16 protein-coding genes are annotated in these 21,526 nt (G+C 52.4%); 4 read left to right on the top strand and 12 right to left on the bottom strand.

The features are described 5' to 3' along the window. The 8 genes from G549_RS22065 to G549_RS20805 all read right to left on the bottom strand — a co-directional run. Window positions 1-2,306, bottom strand: a 2,306-nt coding sequence (locus tag G549_RS22065; RefSeq protein WP_246778391.1) for a methyl-accepting chemotaxis protein, incomplete at its 3' end; no start/stop codon positions are given. Between the two features lie 212 nt (window positions 2,307-2,518). Then, window positions 2,519-2,938 carry a F0F1 ATP synthase subunit epsilon gene (locus G549_RS0116600; protein WP_027835964.1) on the bottom strand — a complete coding sequence of 140 codons (420 nt, stop codon included), beginning with the start codon at window positions 2,936-2,938 and terminating at the stop codon, window positions 2,519-2,521. Between the two features lie 15 nt (window positions 2,939-2,953). Next, window positions 2,954-4,384 carry a F0F1 ATP synthase subunit beta gene (gene atpD / locus G549_RS0116595; protein ID WP_027835963.1) on the bottom strand — a complete coding sequence of 477 codons (1,431 nt, stop codon included), beginning with the start codon at window positions 4,382-4,384 and terminating at the stop codon, window positions 2,954-2,956. Between the two features lie 18 nt (window positions 4,385-4,402). Further along, the gene (locus G549_RS0116590; protein WP_027835962.1) at window positions 4,403-5,284 is read right to left on the bottom strand and encodes a F0F1 ATP synthase subunit gamma; all 882 of its coding nucleotides are present in this window, start codon (window positions 5,282-5,284) and stop codon (window positions 4,403-4,405) included. 31 nt (window positions 5,285-5,315) lie between these two features. Continuing rightward, entirely contained in the window at window positions 5,316-6,848 is a 1,533-nt protein-coding gene (atpA, locus tag G549_RS0116585) for a F0F1 ATP synthase subunit alpha (RefSeq protein ID WP_027835961.1), read from the bottom strand. Next, window positions 6,848-7,408, bottom strand: a complete 561-nt coding sequence (locus G549_RS0116580; protein WP_027835960.1) for a F0F1 ATP synthase subunit delta — start codon at window positions 7,406-7,408, stop codon at window positions 6,848-6,850. The genes atpA and G549_RS0116580 overlap by 1 nt, the downstream gene beginning before the upstream one ends. A gap of 294 nt (window positions 7,409-7,702) precedes the next feature. Beyond that, the gene (locus G549_RS0116575; protein ID WP_027835959.1) at window positions 7,703-9,886 is read right to left on the bottom strand and encodes a primosomal protein N'; all 2,184 of its coding nucleotides are present in this window, start codon (window positions 9,884-9,886) and stop codon (window positions 7,703-7,705) included. Between the two features lie 86 nt (window positions 9,887-9,972). After that, window positions 9,973-10,737 (bottom strand): TenA family protein, encoded by a 765-nt coding sequence (locus G549_RS20805; RefSeq protein WP_051214019.1) that lies wholly within the window; start codon window positions 10,735-10,737, stop codon window positions 9,973-9,975. Window positions 10,738-10,917: 180 nt separating this feature from the next. On the opposite strand from G549_RS20805, the gene G549_RS0116565 reads away from it, so the two are divergent. From G549_RS0116565 to G549_RS0116550, 4 genes are all read left to right on the top strand, one after another. After that, window positions 10,918-11,847 carry a tyrosine recombinase XerC gene (locus G549_RS0116565; protein ID WP_027835958.1) on the top strand — a complete coding sequence of 310 codons (930 nt, stop codon included), beginning with the start codon at window positions 10,918-10,920 and terminating at the stop codon, window positions 11,845-11,847. A 99-nt stretch (window positions 11,848-11,946) separates the two neighbouring features. Then, window positions 11,947-12,912 carry a DMT family transporter gene (locus G549_RS20800; protein WP_051214017.1) on the top strand — a complete coding sequence of 322 codons (966 nt, stop codon included), beginning with the start codon at window positions 11,947-11,949 and terminating at the stop codon, window positions 12,910-12,912. Window positions 12,913-12,961: 49 nt separating this feature from the next. Beyond that, window positions 12,962-13,969 (top strand): TraB/GumN family protein, encoded by a 1,008-nt coding sequence (locus G549_RS0116555; protein ID WP_027835957.1) that lies wholly within the window; start codon window positions 12,962-12,964, stop codon window positions 13,967-13,969. Window positions 13,970-13,983: 14 nt separating this feature from the next. Beyond that, window positions 13,984-14,607, top strand: coding sequence for a class I SAM-dependent methyltransferase (locus tag G549_RS0116550; protein ID WP_051214015.1), 624 nt, complete (start codon window positions 13,984-13,986; stop codon window positions 14,605-14,607). Between the two features lie 55 nt (window positions 14,608-14,662). On the opposite strand, the gene lpdA is transcribed toward G549_RS0116550, so the two are convergent. The 4 genes from lpdA to G549_RS0116530 all read right to left on the bottom strand — a co-directional run bounded on the left by lpdA (window position 14,663) and on the right by G549_RS0116530 (window position 21,391). Further along, window positions 14,663-16,069 (bottom strand): dihydrolipoyl dehydrogenase, encoded by a 1,407-nt coding sequence (gene lpdA, locus G549_RS0116545; RefSeq protein ID WP_027835955.1) that lies wholly within the window; start codon window positions 16,067-16,069, stop codon window positions 14,663-14,665. A gap of 58 nt (window positions 16,070-16,127) precedes the next feature. Then, the gene (locus G549_RS0116540) at window positions 16,128-16,760 is read right to left on the bottom strand and encodes a LysE family translocator (RefSeq protein ID WP_027835954.1); all 633 of its coding nucleotides are present in this window, start codon (window positions 16,758-16,760) and stop codon (window positions 16,128-16,130) included. Between the two features lie 79 nt (window positions 16,761-16,839). Next, window positions 16,840-18,387 (bottom strand): 2-oxoglutarate dehydrogenase complex dihydrolipoyllysine-residue succinyltransferase, encoded by a 1,548-nt coding sequence (odhB, locus tag G549_RS0116535; protein ID WP_027835953.1) that lies wholly within the window; start codon window positions 18,385-18,387, stop codon window positions 16,840-16,842. A 22-nt stretch (window positions 18,388-18,409) separates the two neighbouring features. Next, the gene (locus tag G549_RS0116530) at window positions 18,410-21,391 is read right to left on the bottom strand and encodes a 2-oxoglutarate dehydrogenase E1 component (RefSeq protein ID WP_027835952.1); all 2,982 of its coding nucleotides are present in this window, start codon (window positions 21,389-21,391) and stop codon (window positions 18,410-18,412) included. Window positions 21,392-21,526: the final 135 nt, after the last annotated feature.

Genomic DNA, 21,526 nt, shown 5'->3' with positions numbered 1-21,526 from the left:
TCGGTTTGCTCAATCGCCGCATTGGTTTCTTCCACCAAAGCCGCATTGTGCTGGGTGGTCTCATCCATGTCGCGAACCGCTTGGTTAATCTGCTCAATTGAAGAGGCCTGAGACTTACTCTTATCCGCAATCGACACCATAATGGTGTTGTTGGAGCGCGCAGCCTCCAACATTGCCTCAAGGCTCTTGGCAGCTTGCGCCACAAGCTTGGACCCACCATCAACTTCAGTGACCGATTGTTCAATCAAGGCTTTCACTTCATTTGAAGCTTCTGCCGCCGATTGGGCCAAGCGCCGCACTTCAACCGCCACAACCGCAAAGCCTTTACCCGCTTCACCAGCCCGTGCAGCTTCAACCGAAGCGTTCAAGGCCAACAGATTGGTTTGGAAGGCAATGTCGTCGATCATGCCGATAATATTGGAGATCTTGTTCGACGAACTGGTAATCCGCTCCATGGCCTCATTGGCCTGGCGCATAACATCGCCGCCTTCTTCTGCTGTCGTGCGCACACGATCGGCAATACCGGAGGCTTCTTCAGCTTCTTTGGCGTTTTCCAAAACTGTAGTGGCCAGCTGTTCCATTGCAGCCGAGGTTTCTTCAATCGTTGCGGCCTGACGTGTGGTCCGGTCTGAAAGATCATTGGCACCAGAAAGGATCTCGCCTGTGGCTGTTTTCAGCGCCCGCGAGGTTGTGCGCAATTGCTTGACCACTTCGGTCAACCGATCACCCACCCGGTTGGTGTCATTTTTCAACTGCAAGAAGGCACCTTGATAATCGCCTTCCATCCGCACCGTCAAATTGGTGTTCGCCAGGGCAGCCATCACTTCGCCCGTCTCTTTGAGGCCGCGATCTACGTTTGAAACCAGGCCATTTACGTTCAGCACGATTTGCTGCAGCGCATCATCATCCATTTGGAGATCAATCCGCTGCGTAAAATCGCCCTCAGCAGCCGCACCGACGACTTGGCCCAACGACATTTGCAACTCTTGCATGGCCTTGTTGCGTGCAGCCAAGCCTTCAGCTCGCGCCCGCTCTTCAGCGTCAAGCGCCGCAATCTTTTCCGCATTATCGCGGAAGATCTCCACGGCACGGGCCATCTCGCCCACTTCGTCAGCACGGTCGGTATCCTTAACAACCAGATCAAGTTCATTCGCAGATATCCGGCCCATTGTGGCAGAGATATTGGCCATCGGACTTGTGATCGTGCGAGAAAAGGCCCACGCAGCAACGGCGACCAAAGCGGCCACCAAAAGGCCCACACCAGCCATGATTTTCGTGAGGAAACCGATCGCAGCCAAAGCCTCGTCCCGATCTTGCAGCGCAACCACCGCAAAGCTCTTGCCGCCAAATTCGACCGGCGTAGCCGCAAACAAGGAGGTCATGTCGCGATATGTTCGCTCAATGCCAGAAGTCTCTAGCCCATCAAACACCTTGGTCAAAGCAGGACTTTCATAGGCGGCACTGAGGATGTCATTGGCTTCAGTGTGGCTTGAATCATTGCGCAACAAGCGATCTTCCCCGATCAAGATTGTCTCGCCGGTCTCACCAAGGCCCGCTTTGCCGTTCATCACTGAATTGATGCGATCGATGGGCATTTGAAAAGCGACAACGCCGATTCTTTTATTTCCCTCAAACACAGGTTGAGAAATAAATGCCGCCGGGGCATCAGCACTTGGCGCATAGGGTTGGAAATCAAAGAACTGTGTTTCGCCAGCATTGAGGGCGATACCTGCGCGAAACGCATTGCCCAGATCAGTGTCGGCCCATTCACCACCACCTGCTTTGAAATTGGTGGCATAATCCAATTCCTTAAAGACCGTATAAATCAAATCGCCATTTTCATTGAACAGGAAGATGTCGTAATAGCCGCGGGCATCAAGTTGCGCCCGGAATAGAGGGTGAAAAACCGCGTGGGCAGCATTGTATGTGTTGTCCCCGCTCGCGGCATCAAGCAAATGCTTTTGCCCGGCTGGGTTAGGGTTTTTCTCAATATAGTCCGTTTGCAATGTTTTGGTGGCTGCGGCGCCGAGTTCTTTATAAGCGCTATCAAATTGTTTGACGGCATCAACTGTAAATGGGTGCACCGCAGTGAGGCCGAGGTCGGCTTGAATCTCGTGGAGATATTCTTCCAATTCATGCTTGCGCCCTTCGGCACTGGCAATGAGTTTTTCTTCCTCAATACCAGTAATCACTTGGGAGCCGACCAAGATACTCACAGCTCCAAGGGCAAGACCCACCGCAACCGCACTCGCAATCGCCAAAGCTGGTATTTTTTGTACAATTTTCATTTGCTTCAGCAGTTTCATGTCGACTCCATCTGTTTTTGCCAAAAAATAAGGCGACATTCACGACCCCTGTGGGAACTGCGAATATCGCCTCAAAAATGTGCAAATCTATAATGTGACTATGTTGATCGCGGTAGGTTAATTCAGGGTTACCAACACAACACAAACCGCGACAAAAAAGGGCCCGCATAAATGCGAGCCCTGAATAATGTTCGATAAGGAAGTGTGGTCAGCTAGTGGACCATGCCACCCGCATCCACTTCAAGCAGCAGGTTCTTCCAACCATCAAGATTGTTTTGCGCTTCCTGCTTAGCGTGGTCGTCTGAAGCTTTGGCCAGAGCGTCCTGAGCACTCACAATCGCTGCGTCAACTTCTGACCGATCAAAGTCGGCACCAGTTTTTGCTTCTTCAGCCAAAATAGTGAGGCCCGCATTGGACACATCGGCAAAGCCACCGCGGACAAAGAATGACCGCACATCGCCGCCTTCAGAAGTCACGGTCACAAAACCAGCTTTCAATGTGGTCATCATCGCAGCATGGTCACCCATGACGGTGAAATAACCATCAGTACCGGGCACTGTGACCGAAGCCACATCGTCGCTCAGCACCAAGCTCTCTGGTGAAACCACTTCGATTTTAATGCCTTCGGCCATACTTACCTCTTATCCTTACGCAGCTTCTGCAGCCAGTTTTTGCGCCTTTTTCACAGCGTCATCAATGGTACCAACCATGTAGAACGCAGCTTCTGGAAGGTGGTCATAATCACCAGCAACCAAGCCTTTAAACGCTTTAACAGTTTCTTCCAACGGTACGAAGATACCAGATGTACCGGTAAACACTTCCGCCACGTGGAATGGCTGAGACATGAAACGCTCAATCTTACGCGCACGGGCCACGGTCATTTTGTCTTCTTCAGACAATTCGTCCATACCCAAAATCGCGATAATGTCTTGCAGTGCTTTATAGCGCTGCAAAATTTCTTGAACTTCACGAGCAACACGATAGTGCTCTTCGCCCACAACTTGTGGATCCAACAAACGTGAGTTTGAATCCAATGGATCAACCGCTGGGTAAATACCCTTTTCAGAGATCGCACGGTTCAAAACGGTTTGCGCATCCAAGTGAGCAAAGGTTGTCGCCGGGGCAGGGTCAGTCAAGTCATCGGCAGGCACGTAAACCGCTTGCACAGAGGTAATAGACCCCTTTGAAGTGGTTGTAATGCGCTCCTGCATGTCACCCATGTCAGTCGCCAATGTTGGCTGATAACCCACAGCTGATGGAATACGACCCAACAGCGCAGACACTTCAGAACCGGCTTGTGTAAAGCGGAAGATGTTATCCACGAAGAACAACACGTCCTGACCTTCGTCACGGAACTGTTCCGCAATGGTCAAACCTGTCAACGCCACACGTGCACGAGCACCTGGAGGCTCGTTCATCTGACCGAACACCAGTGAACATTTAGAGCCTTCGCCGCCCTTTTCCTGGTTCACGCCTGATTCAATCATTTCCCAGTAAAGGTCGTTACCTTCACGAGTCCGCTCACCAACGCCCGCAAACACAGAATAACCACCGTGATTGTTCGCAACGTTGTTGATCAATTCCTGAATAAGAACGGTTTTACCAACACCAGCACCACCGAACAGGCCGATTTTACCGCCCTTCGCATATGGCGCCAAAAGGTCAACAACCTTAATGCCAGTTACCAAGATTTCCGCTTCTGGTGACTGTTCCACAAACTCAGGCGCTTCGGCGTGAATTGGACGCCGTGCCTTTGTTTTGATTTCACCCGCTTCGTCAATTGGCTCACCAATCACGTTCATAATGCGGCCAAGTGTTTCCTTGCCCACAGGAACAGAAATTGATTCCCCTGTGCTGGAAACTTTTTGTCCACGAACAAGACCTTCGGTCGTGTCCATCGCGATGGTACGTACAGTGTTTTCGCCCAAGTGCTGAGCCACTTCCAGTACCAACCGGTTGCCATTATTGTCTGTTTCAAGCGCGTCCAAAATTGCCGGAAGGTCGCCGTCAAACTCAACGTCCACCACCGCGCCAATAACCTGCGCAATGCGTCCGACCTGTTTCGCTTTTGCTGCCATGGTCTGTCCTCGTTTGCCTTAGAGCGCTTCCGCGCCTGAGATAATTTCAATCAATTCTTTTGTAATCTGCGCTTGGCGCTGACGGTTGTAGCTGATGTTCAATTTCTTGATCATATCACCAGCATTACGGGTCGCGTTGTCCATTGCGGTCATTTTCGCGCCCATTTCACCGGCACCATTTTCCAGCAAAGCATGGAAAATCTGCACAGAGATATTGCGGGGAAGCAAGTCCTCAAGAATCGCTTCTTCGCTCGGCTCATATTCATAGTTGGCTGAATCTGCGCCGGCGTCTTCCTCTGTCTCATCAAACACAGCAGGGATCAGTTGGTGCGCCGTTGGCACCTGAGCGATCACAGACTGGAATTTCGAATAGAACAAGGTTGCAACGTCAAATTCGTCATTTTCAAACATATTGAGCACACGCTCGCCAATCTCTTGGGCGTTTGTGTAACCAACTTGCTTAACTTCGCGCAGGGTAATCAAATCAAGAATTTGATCCGGGAACAAACGCTTCAACACGTCGTGCCCCTTCTTGCCTACGCACAAAATTTTAACCGTTTTACCTTCAGCCAAAAGCTTATTGGCATGATCACGCGCCAATTTCGCAATATTGGAGTTGAAGCCACCACAAAGGCCACGCTCAGCTGTTGCAACAACAAGCAGGTGCGTTTGGTCTTTGCCATTGCCACCCAGCAGTTTAGGGGCGCCTTCACGCCCCTTATAGGCTGTGGCCAGCGAAGAGAGCACATTGTTCATGCGTTCGGCGTAAGGCCGTGCATTTTCTGCGTTCTCTTGCGCACGACGCAACTTTGCCGCTGCCACCATCTGCATGGCTTTGGTGATCTTCTGGGTCGACTTGACCGAAGAGATCCGGTTTTTAAGGTCCTTCAATGAGGGCATAGCACCTCAGCTCCTTAGTTAAACCACTCAGTTATGCAGCGAATGTCTTGGCGTAATCGCCAATCGCGGCGTCGAGCTTGGCCTTCAGATCATCTGAAAGGGCTTTTTCTTTTGCAATTGTGGTCAAAAGATCTTCGTGCTTAGAGCGCAGGGCTGAAAGCAAACCAGCTTCGAACTTTTGAACATCGCGAACTTCGACTTTGTCGATATAGCCGTTCACACCAGCAAAAATCACCGCAACCTGTTCTTCGGTTTTCAAAGGTGAGAATTGAGGCTGCTTGAGCAACTCAACAAGACGGGCACCGCGGTTCAGCAATTGCTGTGTCGCCGCATCAAGGTCAGAACCGAACTGCGCAAAGGCCGCCATTTCGCGGTACTGCGCCAATTCACCCTTAATAGAGCCGGCAACCTGCTTCATCGCTTTAATCTGCGCTGATGAACCCACACGTGACACAGACAAACCAACGTTCACCGCAGGACGGATACCTTGGAAGAACAAGTCAGTTTCCAAGAAGATCTGACCATCTGTAATCGAAATCACGTTTGTTGGAATATAAGCAGAAACGTCGTTCGCTTGTGTCTCAATGATCGGCAAAGCGGTCAATGAGCCTGAACCATGATCTTCGTTCAATTTCGCAGCACGTTCCAAAAGACGTGAGTGAAGATAGAACACGTCACCAGGATAAGCTTCACGGCCTGGTGGACGACGAAGAAGAAGTGACATCTGACGATAAGCCACAGCTTGCTTTGACAAATCGTCATACCCGATCACGGCGTGCATGCCGTTATCGCGGAAATATTCGCCCATGGCACATGCTGTAAATGGTGCCAGGAACTGCATAGGTGCAGGGTCAGACGCTGTAGCGGCAACAACAATAGAATATTCCATTGCGCCTGCATCTTCCAATGTCTTCACAAACTGCGCCACAGTTGACCGCTTCTGGCCAATCGCAACATAGATACAGTAAAGCTTGTCATCCTCATTGCCCGCATCGTGCGCAGGTTTTTGGTTAAGGAATGTGTCCAAGATGATCGCTGTTTTACCAGTCTGACGGTCACCAATGATCAATTCGCGCTGACCACGACCAATCGGGATCATCGCATCAACTGATTTAAGACCAGTAGACATCGGCTCATGCACAGACTTACGTGGCAAAATACCAGGGGCCTTCACGTCAGCCAAAGCACGGGCTGATGATTTGATTGGACCTTTACCATCGATTGGGTTGCCCAAGCCGTCAACAACACGACCCAACAACTCTTTACCGACAGGCACGTCAACAATCGCGCCGGTACGCTTAACCGTGTCACCTTCTTTAATGCCCCGGTCAGAGCCAAAGATAACAACACCGACATTGTCGGCTTCAAGGTTAAGAGCCATACCCTTAATGCCACCTGGGAACTCAACAAGTTCACCAGCTTGCACATTATCAAGCCCATATACACGAGCAATACCGTCACCTACTGACAATACTTGCCCAACTTCTGAGACTTGCGCCTCTTTCCCAAAGTCCTTGATCTGGTCTTTTAGGATGGCGGAAATTTCCGCAGCTTTAATGTCCATTAGCCGACCTCTTTCATGGCGATCTTCATGGCAGTCAATTTCGTCTTAAGCGAGGAATCGATCATTTGCGAACCGACCTTAACGATCAAGCCCCCAATCAGATCGGCATCCACATGTTGCTCAAGCGTGACATCCTTGCCAATTTTCTTTTTCAGAGCAGCAGCAAGGCTGTCCTGGTGTGCTTTCGAAAGCGGTTGAGCAGAAGTAACTTCGGCGTGAACTTCACCCCGATCTTCAGCAGCAAGCGCTTTGAACTGGTTGATCATGGCAGGCAAAGCGAACAAGCGTCCGTTTTTGGCCACCAATGAAACAAAATTGGCCACAAGACCTTTGGCCTTGGCCTTAGCCAAAAGCGCAGCAACAACTTGCTCTTTTTCATCGCCGCTGATGACAGGGCTTTTCAAAAAGTCAGCAAATTCTGCGCTTTCATTAATCATTTTGGATAGGCCATCGAGCCCCTTTTCAACACCGGCGACGTCTTTCGCGTCACGCGCAAGGTCAAAAAGTGCTGACGCATATGGCCGTGCGATCTGAGTTAGAACTGAGTTTTGTGCGCTCAACGCCTCTATTCCCCAATCTTGCTGAACTTTGCTCAAACCCGGATTGTAAAGCTAGAATAACTTTCAAACGCGAGACAAAATTCAGTGGTGTTTATAGTTGGACCTGTCGATCCCCCTCAAATGTCGCGCACCGTCTATCACATGGCTTTCGGGTGCGCAATATGCCGGGGCCATTTTCATGCCCTACTTTGGGCGGAATCGTCAGATTCACACATGGAATCTGAAAAGATTGACAAATTGTCGCACTTCAGGGTCAATTTGCCCGACAATACCACCCTTCCACACCCTTGTCCGCTAATAAAAGCTCATCGGGTCAATATCGACTTGAACCCGTAAATTTCCGGTGGGTTTAGGCCCTTCTGCCAACCAAAATCGCACATAGCCCGACAAATCAAATTGCTTGTCGCTTTGCACCAGCAACCGCACCCGATGCCGCCCCCGCACCATCGATACGGGCGCATCTGCCGGACCAAAAAGTCTCAGCTTTGCCTCGTCCGGCGCTTTCGGGGCCACCATGGCCAAATGCCGGGCAAAGCCAAAAGCCACATCATGCTCTGTCGCCGAGATGATCAATGCCGCCAATCGCCCAAAGGGCGGCAGGCCCACCGTGCTCCGCGCTTTAATCTCGTGCGCATAAAACGCCTCACGATCGCCGCGCACCAGCGCCTGCATCACCGCATGTTCAGGCACATAGGTTTGCAAAAAGGCACGCCCTGACTTGCCTGTCCGCCCGGCACGTCCTGTGACCTGGGTCAAAAGCTGAAAGGTTTTCTCCGCGGCGCGGGGGTCGCCATGGGCCAGGCCCAAATCCGCATCGAGCACACCCACCAAATTCAGCTTGGGAAAATGGTGCCCTTTAGCCACCAATTGCGTGCCGATGATCAAATCGTAGTCACCCCGGGCAATTTCCTCGAATCGCGCCTTGGTTTGCGCCATGGTCCCCATGTCGGAAGAAAGGATCACCCGCCGCGCGTCCGGGAAACGCTTGGCCGCTTCTTCGGCAATGCGTTCAATGCCCGGCCCAATCGGCACCAGCGAATCGTCAGCCCCACATTTGTGACATTCCTTCGGCACCCCAATTTCGTGGCCACAATGATGGCACGTCAAAACGCCCCGGAACCGATGCTCCACCAACCAGGCCGAACAGTCCGGACATTGATATTGATGGCCGCAGGACCGACAAAGGGTGAGCGGCGCATAGCCCCGCCGATTGAGAAACAGCAGGGCCTGCTCGCCACGATCCAGAACTGAAAAAATCTCGCGCGCCAACTTGGGGGCGATCCATTCGCCCTTTTCTGGCCCGTCCTCGCGCATATCAATCGCGGTAATGTCCGGCATCGTCGCCTCGGCAAACCGGCCCAGCATTTTCACATGCTGGTAGCGCCCCTGATCAGCATTATTGCGGCTTTCCACCGACGGGGTGGCGGAGGACAGAATCACATGCCCTTTGGTCAGATTTGCCCGCACCACAGCCATGTCCCGCGCATGATAGTTCACGCGGTCAGACTGCTTAAACGCCCCATCATGTTCTTCATCAATCACGATCAAGCCCAAATCCGGGAACGGCAAGAACAATGCCGAGCGGGCACCGACAACAGCTTGAACCTTGCCCCGTGCCACTGCGCGCCACATGCGGGCCCGCTGTACAGGGGTCATATCCGAATGCCACTCGCCGGGCCTTGCGCCAAAGCGCTGCTCAAACCGATCCAAAAATGTGTGTGTGAGGGCAATCTCCGGCAGCAAAATCACCGCCTGCCGCCCTGCCTTTAAACACGCGGCCACCGCTTCGAAAAATACTTCAGTTTTCCCTGAGCCCGTCACCCCATCCAATAGCGACACGCCAAATTCGTGAAAGCCGTTACCAGTAATGGCATCAACAGCCGCACGCTGCTCGTCATTTAGATCCAACGGATTGTGGTCCGCATCTGGCGGTGAAACAATCGGCGGTGGTGGCACAAAATGCTGTTCAAGCACCCCTTGCTTCACCAACCCCTCAATCACGGACGGCGAAACACCGCTCGCCCCTACAAGTGCGGTCTTGCCCCACGAGAAGCCATCTTCCATTGTTTCGATTACCCGCTGACGGGCCGAGGTCATGCGCTCAGGGCGCGCATCGGTAAGCTGATAAACGGTCACCGGCTTGTCGGGCTCGAACGCTTCGGGCGACCGCAGCACACCGCGCAACACCATGCCCGGCTGAGCCAATGTATATTTGGCCACCCAATCCACCAACCGCATCAGTTCCTCGGTTAAGGGCGGCGTGTCATACAAGGTTTCAATATCGCGCAGCCGATTATGCGCCACCTTGTCCTTCGGTTCACCCCACACCACGCCCATCACTTTGCGTGGCCCCAGCGGCACTTGCACAACGGAACCACGTTCCACCTGCATGTCATGCGGAACACGATAGGAGTATGGCCCATCAACGGCCACACTCACCATTACCGCCACAATATCAGATGCAATTTGTTGGCTCACACACGCTCCAAAAGATTCGTTTGCGCAAGGCTAGAAAGTTTCAGCGCAAATGTCAGCCATCTTTGCGAATTAGTGAGCGCTCTGCATTAGCTCGGCACAAAATCCGGCAATGGCGTAAGCCCAAGGCTTGCCGGGTCGACAATCTCAGCATTCGTCGCCGCGCTGAAATTGGCGTATTCGTAAAAGTTCGCCCAAGCGTAGATATTGTTGGCCAACTTCTGATCAATCTTGCCCGGGTTGGCCGCCATATACTCGACGAGAAAATTGCCCATCGCGAAGGAACCGCTGGGGTCATTATTGCCCGTGATCCAACCGCCATATACATTTTGCGGCGATGGCGTATTCATCTGTGATGCCAACCACGCCCACAAATATTCGCAGGGCAACATCACAATGATGGCATAAACAGGGTCATATTGGGTCACCACATTATGCTCAAACTGAGAATAGGCTTTTGTGATTTCTGGTGGCGTCACATCGGCAGCGCTCGCCACATGCCATGTGCCGGGGAACGTGGCATTATATTTTTGATACCCATCATATTTCTTCAACAAGAAGGCTTCTAAAGCAGAGCCCGAAGGCGCGGCGTTGGCCGCAATTTTGTAGTCGTCAGCACCATTATAGCAATAATAGGCATCCGCCACATTGTATCCGCCATAAACATTTGGGTCCAACAACCCACTATTGATGCCCTGCAAATAGGACAGATTCAGAGTTGCTTTGGCATTTTGCTGAACAATGTTTTGGTTCCACATTTCCCAAAACAATGAATTTGCTGGCGGCGGCGCGGTGGACAGTGAAAAATCTTTGGCCAATTGGGTGATGTCACCGATCGATCTATTATTCTGCAAGGCAATATCCTCAAAGTTAAAAGTTTTAAAAATATCCGAGCATATGTGCTCGGCACAGCCCCATACTGGCGTGTCATTTCAGCCCTGTATAGGTCGTATAATGACTCACAATGCACACGTATTTGCGCTTTGGTAAGTGGTTCATGGCAAACTGGGACAATCCAATCTAATGAGGCAGGCATGATGGCGCTCACAGTTCACAGCAAGGAAGTCGGCAAATGGCGCGAAATGTGGCTCGATGAACTGAGCTCTCTGCGCCGCTTATCTGAGCAAACGCTGATCGCCTATGATCGCGATCTCGACCAATTGCTCCAGTTTCTTGTCAATCATTTGGGCGAGCCGGTACACACCAAGCATTTGCAAAACCTCACCCCAACAGACTGGCGCGCTTTTCTGGCCTATCGGCGGGCCAACGGTGCCAAAAACCGCTCCATCGCTAGAAGTCTTTCAGCGCTGAAAAGCTTTTATAAATTCCTCGCCAAAGAGGGATGGGCCACACCCGACAGCCTCAACGCCATTCGTGCGCCGAAAAAAGATCAATCCTTGCCCAAGGCGCTGACCGCGATAGATGCCAAACGCATGATTGAACAAGGCGGCATGCTGGACGATGAGCCGTGGATCGCTGCGCGCGACATCGCCGTAATGGCGCTTTGCTATGGCGGGGGATTGCGAATATCCGAGGCACTGGCCCTGACCCCTTCAGATTTTGATGGCAATGATGCCCTGCGCATCACCGGCAAAGGGGGCAAAACACGCATGGTGCCCATCATCAAGCCCATCTATGCAGCCATTGAGGACTATCAACGCAAATGTCCCTTTCAACCGGGTCCGAAGGATGCCCTTTTCCGCGGCGCCCGCGGCGGGCCGCTAAGGGCGCGTCTGGTTCAACTCAAAATGCAAAAACTACGGTCAGCTTTCGGTTTACCCGCCAGCGCAACGCCACACGCCCTGCGCCATTCTTTTGCTACCCATTTGCTGGGCGCTGGCGGCGATTTGCGGGCCATCCAGGAACTACTCGGCCACGCCTCTCTTTCCACGACGCAGATTTACACCAAGGTAGACAGCGCCCATTTGATGGAAGCTTATCTAAAAGCCCACCCGCGCTCCTAATTCAGTTTTCGCGAACCAAACTGCGCCAAGCGTGTATTTACATCATCAGTTAAATCTGGTGAGATTGAGGGCAATCATCCAGCCAAGGTTTTATCCCCTATGACGTCTCCAGCCGCGCCCAACCGTTTGGTGGGCTATTTCATCGGTGCTTTGGGTGCCAGCTTTTTTTCCACCAAGGGCATTGTGATCAAACTCGCCCTTTTGGAAAATGTTGACGCCGTAACGACCCTAACATGGCGGATGATTATTGCTGTGCCGTTCTTTGCGCTCATTGGCTATTTCGGCTACCGCAAACAAAAGGCCGCCAATGGCGGGCAACCGGTTTTGAGCTGGTCGATGGTTCTCAAAGTCTGCGCCGTCGGCGTCATCGGCTACTACGTTGCCTCCTATCTCGATTTTGCAGGCCTCAACTATATTTCCGCCCAGTTTGACCGCCTGATTTTGTTGACCTATCCCATCTTCGTGGTGGTTATTGGCGCCCTATGGCAGCGCCGCAAAATCAGCGCCGTCGCCATGCTGGCATTGGGCATTTCCTATGGCGGGCTTGCGCTCATTTTTGCGCACGATTTGCAGCTGGAGGGACGCGACACCGTGATCGGCGCCCTGTTGGTGTTGGGCGCTGCCCTCGCCTTTGCCATCTATCAGCTATTGGCCAAGCCATTGATTGATCAGATCGGCGCACGCCTGTTCACCTCGATCGCAATGAGCGCTGCGGGCGGCATGGTGATCCTGCACTTTTTGGCCACCCATGAATTCACCGATCTGATCCTGTCGCAAAACGCCATGTGGCTGATGTTGGCCATCGGCACCATTTCGACAGTGGCGCCCGCTTATTTGATTGCCATTTCCATCGGCATGGTGGGTCCGGAGCCCACAGCGGTTTTGGGCAATGTGTCTACAATTGTCACCATCGTGCTGGCCATCACCATTTTGGGCGAGCCCTTTTCCATCTATCACGGGCTGGGCGCTGCCCTAGTATTATGCGGTGTTCTTTTGTTTACGCTTATGGACCATCGGGCCCGCAAATTGCCTGCAGGCACACCGGCGCTTAAAAAACAGCCATAATGCACCATCAATATCCCCCAATGGGATCAATTCAAAAAAAGATGTATTTATGAAAAAGATATTGCTTTCGGGCCTATTGTTCGGCCTTTCCACCAGCATTGGCTTCGCCGCCTGCGACGCACGCAATTTGGTCGCCGAGCTCAAACAAAATGAGCCCTCAACATATGAAGCACTGCAGCGCGAAGCTGCTCAATATGCAAATCCCGAGGGCGTTTTTTGGGAAGTCAGCCACGAGGCCTTGTCTCACACATCTTACGTGTTCGGCACCTTACACAAAGCCGATCCGCGCATTCTAGATATCCCCTCAAACGTGCGCGCCGCATTGGAAGGTGCCGATGTCGTGGCGGTTGAGATCGAAAATGCCGACGACCCCAGCGCCGTTGGCGCGGTGATCGGCAAACGCCCACAATTATTGCTGCAACCGCAAGGCGAAACCCTCGCCGACGATTTATCGCCCGAAACCATCGCATCCATCGATGCATATCTCAATGGTTTGGGCATGGATTTTGACACCATCAATCCATTACAACCCTGGATCGGGGCCACCACTTTGTCCTTTACCCAATGCGACATGGAGTGGGGTGGGCCCGGCGCGCAAGTGCTCGACACAAGCCTTATCGCTCTGGCGAAAAGCAAAGATATTCCGGTGGTGAGCCTTGAGACCATTGAAAGCCAGCTTGAAGCCATCGCCGCCATCAATGAGGCCATGTTCATCCGCTCCATCGAAAATGTCGCCCAGCTTTATGATGAAGGCATTTATGATGCGGTGCTGCAAACCATGAACGAGCTTTATCTCAGCGAACAGATCGGCATGATCATTCCCGTACAGCTGCACTATACGGGAAAATATGATGGTTTTGACGATGATTGGGCTGCCTTCCAAGAAGCGCTTTTGGATGCCCGAAATGATTTGATGGTGGAAAACGCCGCACGGCTGATGGACGAACAATCCACATTTTTGGCCGTTGGCGCATTGCACCTGATCGGTGAAACGGGCTTGGTTGAGGGCCTACGCAATGATGGTTTTGCCGTCAAACGTGTGCCGCTGGAACGTTAGGGCTGCAAGCAATCATGTCAGACGACAATGCCGACCTGACAAGTTTGGCGACACAAACGCGGGACATCTACGAGCGGAATGCCGACAAATTTGTGGCCCAACGTTCAAAAAGCAATATTGAGGCCACTTGGCTGGATCGCTTTTTGGGCCTATTGCCGCCCGCGCCTGCCATTCTGGATATGGGCTGCGGGGCCGGTCTGCCCATCGCGGCCCATCTGCTAAATCAAGGCGCACAGGTGACCGGCATCGATGCCAGCCCCAAATTGATCGCCATGGCGCAACAAAACCTGCCGCAAGGCAGTTGGCATCTGGCCGATATGCGGGCCATGGATATGCCAGAAAAATTTGATGGCATTGTTGGCTGGAACAGCTTCTTCCACCTCACCAAAACCGAGCAGCGCACCCTGTTGCCGCAACTGGCCGCACACCTGAAGCCAAAGGGCGCTCTTTTGCTAACCGTCGGCCCGCAAGAGGGCGAAGTAGTGGGTCAGGTGGGCGATGACCCCATCTATCACGCCAGCCTGTCGCCAGGTGAATATAAAGACCGGCTCGCCGCCTGCCATATGTCGGTTGTTGATTTTGTGCCCGAAGACCCGGATTGCTTTGGCTTGACGCTGTTGCTGGCGCAGAAGCGATAAACAAAAAATGCCGGGTCGAGACCCGGCATTCATTGATTCACTTAAAGATACAAACCTACATATGAATGGTGCCATCACCACAGCCGAGGGCTGCTTCGCGCACGGCTTCAGACATGGTGGGGTGGGCGTGGCAGGTGCGGGCCAAATCTTCAGCCGAACCACCAAACTCCATCAACACCGCCAGCTCATGGATCATCTCGCCAGCGCCTTTGCCCACAATATGGGCGCCCAACACGCGGTCGGTGTTTTTGTCGGCGATGATTTTCACAAACCCATCTGTTGCCAACATGGCTTTGGCGCGGCCATTGGCGGTCATTTGGAATTTACCCACCTTATAGTCGATGCCCGCATCTTTGACTTCCTCTTCGGTCTTGCCAACCGAAGCCACTTCCGGGCTGGTGTAAACAACACCGGGGATCACATCATAATTCACGTGCCCCGCCTGGCCGGCCAGGATCTCCGCAATGGCAACGCCTTCATCTTCGGCTTTGTGCGCCAACATCGGGCCAACAACCACGTCGCCGATGGCGTAAATGCCATCCACATTGGTTTTATAGTGATTGTCGATTTTCACCCGACGGCGTTCGTCAAGCTCAACGCCAACTTCTTCAAGGCCAAGCCCTTCGGTATATGGCGTACGACCAATCGCCACCAACACCACATCAGCATCCAGCTCTTCTGCGTCGCCGCCAGCGGCTGGTTCAACACTTACTTTCAAGCTATCGCCCGATGTATCAACATTGGTCACTTTGGTGGAGAGCTTGAATTTAAAGCCCTGCTTTTTCAGCGTCCGTTGGAAGTTTTTCGCCACTTCCCCGTCCATGCCCGGCAAGATGCGGTCCAAATATTCCACTACCGTCACTTCTGAGCCCAAGCGCGACCAAACAGAGCCAAGTTCAAGGCCGATCACGCCCGCACCCACAACGATCATTTTTTCTGGCACAGTTTCAAGATCAAGCGCACCTGTTGAAGTCACCACGCGCTTTTCGTCAATTTCAATACCCGGCAGGTTCGCTGAATCTGAACCGGTGGCAATAACGATATTTTTCGTGTCGATCGTCTGGGTTTCACCCTCATCAGAGGTCACGGAAACTTTGCCCGGACCTTCAATTTTGCCCAAGCCATGGAACGCGGTGATTTTGTTTTTCTTCAACAAAAACTCGATACCGCCAGTGTTGGACTTAACGGTTTCATCCTTATGCTTCAACATGCCCGGCAGATCGACATTTAGCCCGTCAACGGCAATACCAAGCTTGGCGAAATTATGGCCCGCTTCTTCATAAAGCTCAGACGCGTGCAACAAGGCTTTTGAAGGGATGCAGCCAATATTGAGGCACGTACCGCCATGAGTTGCGCGTTTTTCGACAACGGCAACCTTCATGCCCAATTGTGCCGCACGGATGGCACCCACATAGCCGCCAGGGCCGGTGCCGATAATGGTGAGATCAAATTGTTCTGACATAAATGCCTCTCTTATTTAAAACCCTTATGGAGGCGATGTGCTCGCCTTCTTAAACTTGTTATCGTTGTGTCAGCGCCACTTTCGCTGCCATGCCAATCAACACAGCACCCGTGGCGCGGTTAAACCATTTGCCCATGGCGTAAAATCCAGCGCGCACTTTCGGCGTGGTGAAGAAAACCGCCACCAGCGAAAACCAACTGAACAGCACAAACGCCATCACGCTCACATAGCCAAATTGAATGTGGATCGGGGTCGACAAGCTGACCAAAGTGGTGAACACCGATACGAAAAAGATCGTGGCCTTTGGGTTCAGCAGATTGGTCAAAAATCCAATGCCGAAGCTTTTGAAAATGCTCTGGCTGGCGTTGACTGCGCCGACATCAAGTTTGGCCGGTTCCGGCGCGGGCGCACGCAACGACTGAATGCCCAAATAGAGCAGATAGGCTGCGCCCAAAAACCGGATAATGTTAAACGCCAAGATGGATTGAGAAATGATCAGCCCGACACCCAAAATGGTGTAGGTGGCGTGCACAAACACAGCAGATGCAATGCCAAGGCTGGTGAAAATGCCGGCTTTGCGGCCATTGGCGATGGATTGGCGCAGCACCATGGTAAAATCAATGCCCGGCATGATTGCGGCCAAACCAAAAACGGCCATAAGGCCGATAAACTCTACCCAATAGGCGTGCATCAGACGCGTCCCTTATAATGCGTTTTAAAACGCTTATCGTATAGGGGCGCCATCAAACCGATCGCGCCCCCAATATTCATTAAAGATCAAGCACCAAGCGCTGAGGATCTTCCAAGCTTTCTTTCAAGCGCACCAGGAAGGTCACCGCTTCCTTGCCGTCCACAATCCGGTGGTCATAGGAAAGCGCCAGATACATCATCGGCTTGATAACGATCTCACCATTCACCACCACGGGACGCTCTTGAATTTTGTGCATACCCAAAATGCCAGATTGTGGCGCATTGAGGATCGGCGTTGACATCAAGGAGCCGTAAACACCACCATTTGAAATAGTGAACGTACCGCCCTGCATATCGGCCATAGACAAATCACCATCGCGGGCAGCAACACCCAAGCGACCGATTTCTTGCTCAATCTCAGCAATCGACATCTGGTCCGCATCGCGCACAACCGGCACAACCAAACCTTTTTCCGTGCCCACAGCCACGCCAATATGGGCGTAGTTTTTGTAAACAATATCCGTGCCATCAATCTCTGCATTCACCGCTGGAATTTCTTTCAACGCGTGGCAAACAGCTTTCGTGAAAAAGCCCATAAAACCAAGCTTTACGCCGTGCTTTTTCTCAAACAGCTCTTTGTAAGATTTACGCAAATCCATCACGGGCTTCATGTCCACCTCATTAAAGGTGGTCAACATGGCCGCAGTGTTCTGCGCATCTTTCAAACGGCGTGCAATGGTTTGGCGCAACCGGGTCATTTTCACCCGCTCTTCGCCTTCACCATCTTCACGCGGTGCTGATGCCGCAGCTTTCTTTGGTGCGCTCTCTTGCTTGGCGCCCAAATTGGACACCGCAGACATCACATCTTCTTTCAAGATTTGACCGCGCTTGCCTGAGCCTTCTACGTCACCCGCATCAACGCCTTTTTCCTTCATCATCTTTTGTGCCGATGGTGCCGGCGGCATATCACCAGAATCGCTTGGCTTTTCGCTTTTGCTCTCTTCTTTTGGTGCGCTGCTTTGCGCCGGGGCAGAGGCAGCACCTTCACCAACAGCGATTTTTGCAAGTACAGCGCCAACTTCAACAGTTTCACCTGTTTGTGCCACGATCTCTACGATCTTGCCCGCTTGCGGTGCAGGCACATCCATAGCAGCTTTGTCAGTTTCAAGTTCAACAACGGCTTCGTCAGCATCAACGCTGTCGCCCACTGATTTGAACCATTCGCCCACATCAGCTTCCACCACAGATTCGCCAGAACTTGGCACCAAAAGCTCAATTATTTCAGCGTCACCGCTGGATTTGTTCTCGTCCGCCATCGAAGCCTCGCTTGTCTCGGCATTATCATCATTGTCTTGATCATCATCGGATTGCGCTGGAGCTGCATTTTCATCGCTGGCTCCAATGGCCCCAATCAAGGCGCCAACCTCAACTGTTTCACCCACTTCTGCGCTTATTGCTTCCAAAACACCATCGCTAGGCGCTGGCACTTCGATGGTGACCTTATCTGTTTCCAACTCAACAATTGGCTCATCAGTTTTGACCTGATCGCCAACTTTTTTAAACCACTGGCCAATCGTGGCCTCTGTGACGCTTTCACCCAATGTGGGCACTCTAATTTCTTGGGACATATTATCTTCCAATCAATTCGCGTTATTCGGCAAAAGCTTCGTCCAGGAAGGCCTGCAATTGGGCCAAATGATTACGCATCAAGCCTGTCGCAGTTGAAGCAGAAGCAGCACGGCCCACATAACGTGGACGTTCACCCGCGCGATCCATCTGTTCCAACACCCATTCAACATAAGGCTGAATGAAGGCCCAAGGACCCATATTTTTTGGCTCTTCCTGACACCACACAATTTCAGCATTTTTGAAGCGTGACAACTCATCATGCAATGCCTTGGCAGGGAATGGATAAAGTTGCTCCAACCGCATCAAATAAACATCATCAATGCCGCGCTTTTCGCGATCTTCCAGCAAGTCATAGTAAACCTTGCCCGAACACAGCACCACACGACGGATTTTGTCGTCGGCCTGCAGCTTGATCTCGGTTTTGCCACCCGGCGTCTCCGCATCATCCCACAACAAGCGGTGGAATGTGGAGTTTGGCCCCATCTCCTCAAGCGAGGAGACGCACCGCTTATGCCGCAACAGGCTTTTTGGCGTCATCAACACCAAAGGCTTGCGGAAATCGCGCTTTAGCTGGCGCCGCAAAATATGGAAATAGTTGGCTGGTGTCGTGCAGTTCGCCACTTGCATATTGTCTTCTGCACAAAGCTGCAAAAAGCGCTCCAAACGGGCCGATGAGTGTTCAGGGCCTTGGCCCTCATAACCATGCGGCAACATCATCACGAGGCCAGACATCCGCAACCATTTGCGTTCACCTGACGAGATGAATTGGTCGATCACCACCTGTGCACCGTTCACAAAGTCGCCAAACTGCGCCTCCCAAATGGTCAGTGCATTCGGTTCCGTCAGCGAGTAGCCATATTCAAAACCCAACACAGCTTCTTCAGACAGCATGGAATTGATCACTTCATAGCGTGCCTGACCATCTTGAATATTGTTCAAGGGCGTATACATGCTGCCATCGGTTTGATCATGCAACACTGTGTGGCGCTGCGAGAAGGTGCCGCGCTCACAGTCCTGACCGGACAAGCGGACCGGATGGCCCTCTGTGGCCAATGAGCCAAACGCCAAGGCTTCGCCTAAGGCCCAGTCAATGCCCTCGCCCGCCTCAATCACCTTCTTACGGTTTTTCATAAACCGTTTGATGGTTTTGTGGGCTTCAAAGCCTTCTGGGATGTCTGTGATTTTGGTGCCAATTTCTCTCAAATGGTCGACATCGACACCGGAATTACCACGTCGCGCGCCGTCTTCGGCGTGCTTGATGTTTTTCCAGGCCCCATCCATCCAGTCGGCTTTATTGGGCTTATACTCATCACCTGCAGCGAACTCTTCTTCCAAAAAGCTGCGCCACTCAGAAATGAACTTATCCACTTCGTCTTCGCTGACCACGCCATCTTGCACCAGCTTATCTGCATAAGTTTGCAACGTGGTCCGGTGCGCACGGATTGCTTTGTACATTTCCGGCTGAGTGAAGGAAGGTTCGTCGCCTTCATTGTGGCCAAAACGACGATAGCAGATCATGTCGATCACCACCGGCTTTTTGAACTTTTGGCGATATTCAATCGCAATCTTCGCCGCAAACGTTACCGCTTCAGGATCATCGCCATTCACATGGAACACTGGCGCTTCGATCATTTTCGCCACATCTGTTGGATAAGGCGAGGAGCGCGAATACATCGGCGCCGTGGTAAAGCCGATCTGGTTGTTGATCACAAAGTGGATCGAACCGCCAGTACGGTGGCCGCGCAGGCCAGATAGGCCGAAACATTCAGCCACAACGCCCTGCCCGGCAAACGCCGCATCACCATGCAGCAGCAAGGGCAAAACGCTTGAGCGATCAGTTTCCTTCGGCGGTACAAAAATGCCGTTTTCCGCATTGTGCTGATCCTGCTTGGCGCGGGCCTTGCCCAACACAACCGGGTTCACAATTTCCAAGTGCGACGGGTTCGCGGTCAATGACAAGTGTACATTGTTGCCATCAAACTCGCGGTCAGACGAAGCACCAAGGTGGTACTTCACGTCGCCCGACCCTTCCACATCGTCCGGGTGCGGCGCGCCGCCCTTAAATTCGTGGAACAAGGCGCGGTGGGTTTTGCCCATCACTTGGGTCAAAACGTTCAACCGCCCGCGGTGGGCCATGCCCAACACAATGTCTTTAACGCCCAAAGCGCCGCCACGCTTGATGATCTGCTCGAGCGCGGGGATCAGGCTTTCGCCGCCATCAAGGCCGAACCGCTTGGTGCCGGTATATTTCACGTCCAAAAACTTCTCAAAGCCTTCCGCTTCAATCAGCTTTTTCAAAATGGCGATCTTACCTTCTTTGGTGAAGGCGATCTCTTTGTCTGGCCCCTCAATCCGCTCCTGCAGCCAGCCTTTGGCTTCTGGATCGGAGATGTGCATAAATTCAATGCCGAAGGTCGAACAATAAGTCCGGCGCAAAATCTCGAGCATTTCGGGGATCGTGGCATATTCCAGCCCCAAATAATAATCGATGAAGATCTTGCGATCATAGTCTTTTTCGCTAAAGCCATATGAAGCCGGATCAAGCTCAGGCGCATGCGCCCGATCTGAAAGGTTCAACGGGTCAAGATCCGCATGTAAATGGCCGCGCATACGATAAGCGCGGATCATCATGATGGCATGAATAGAGTCCCGCGTGGCCTGCTGCACTTGGGTAGAATCAATCGCGATGCCTTTGGCTTTGGCATTGTCGCGCACCGCTTTTTCCGCCTTGGCTTCAAAGCGGCTCCAGTCGCCATCAAGGGCGGCAACCAGCTCGCCGCCTTCGGCGCGAGGCCAATCTGAACGCTCCCAAGATGGGCCGGACGCACTCTTTTTGACGTCCTCAGCATTATCCTTGAGCTCGGCAAAAAAAGACCGCCACGTGTCGTCAACGCTGGCGGGATTTTCTTGGTATTTGGCGTAAAGCTCTTCAATATAGCCGGCATTGCCGCCATAGAGAAAAGATGTGAGCAGAAACGCTGAGTTCTGTTCTTGTCGTGTCATTGACCTGCCTGGCGAGGCGTGACCTCGTCGTCCCCTATTCCAACAAAATATGCAGCTGTCACGAGCTGCGTCCAGTTTAGTATCGCGCGGGAGGCGTTAGGTTTCAATTAACGCTAACCCCGCGCAATAATTTGA

Source organism: Maritalea myrionectae DSM 19524 (genome assembly GCF_000423365.1).
GTDB classification, from domain to species: domain Bacteria; phylum Pseudomonadota; class Alphaproteobacteria; order Rhizobiales; family Devosiaceae; genus Maritalea; species Maritalea myrionectae.
The sequence above is the reverse complement of the archived record's forward strand: the minus strand, read 5'-3'. Positions and strand labels throughout refer to the sequence as shown.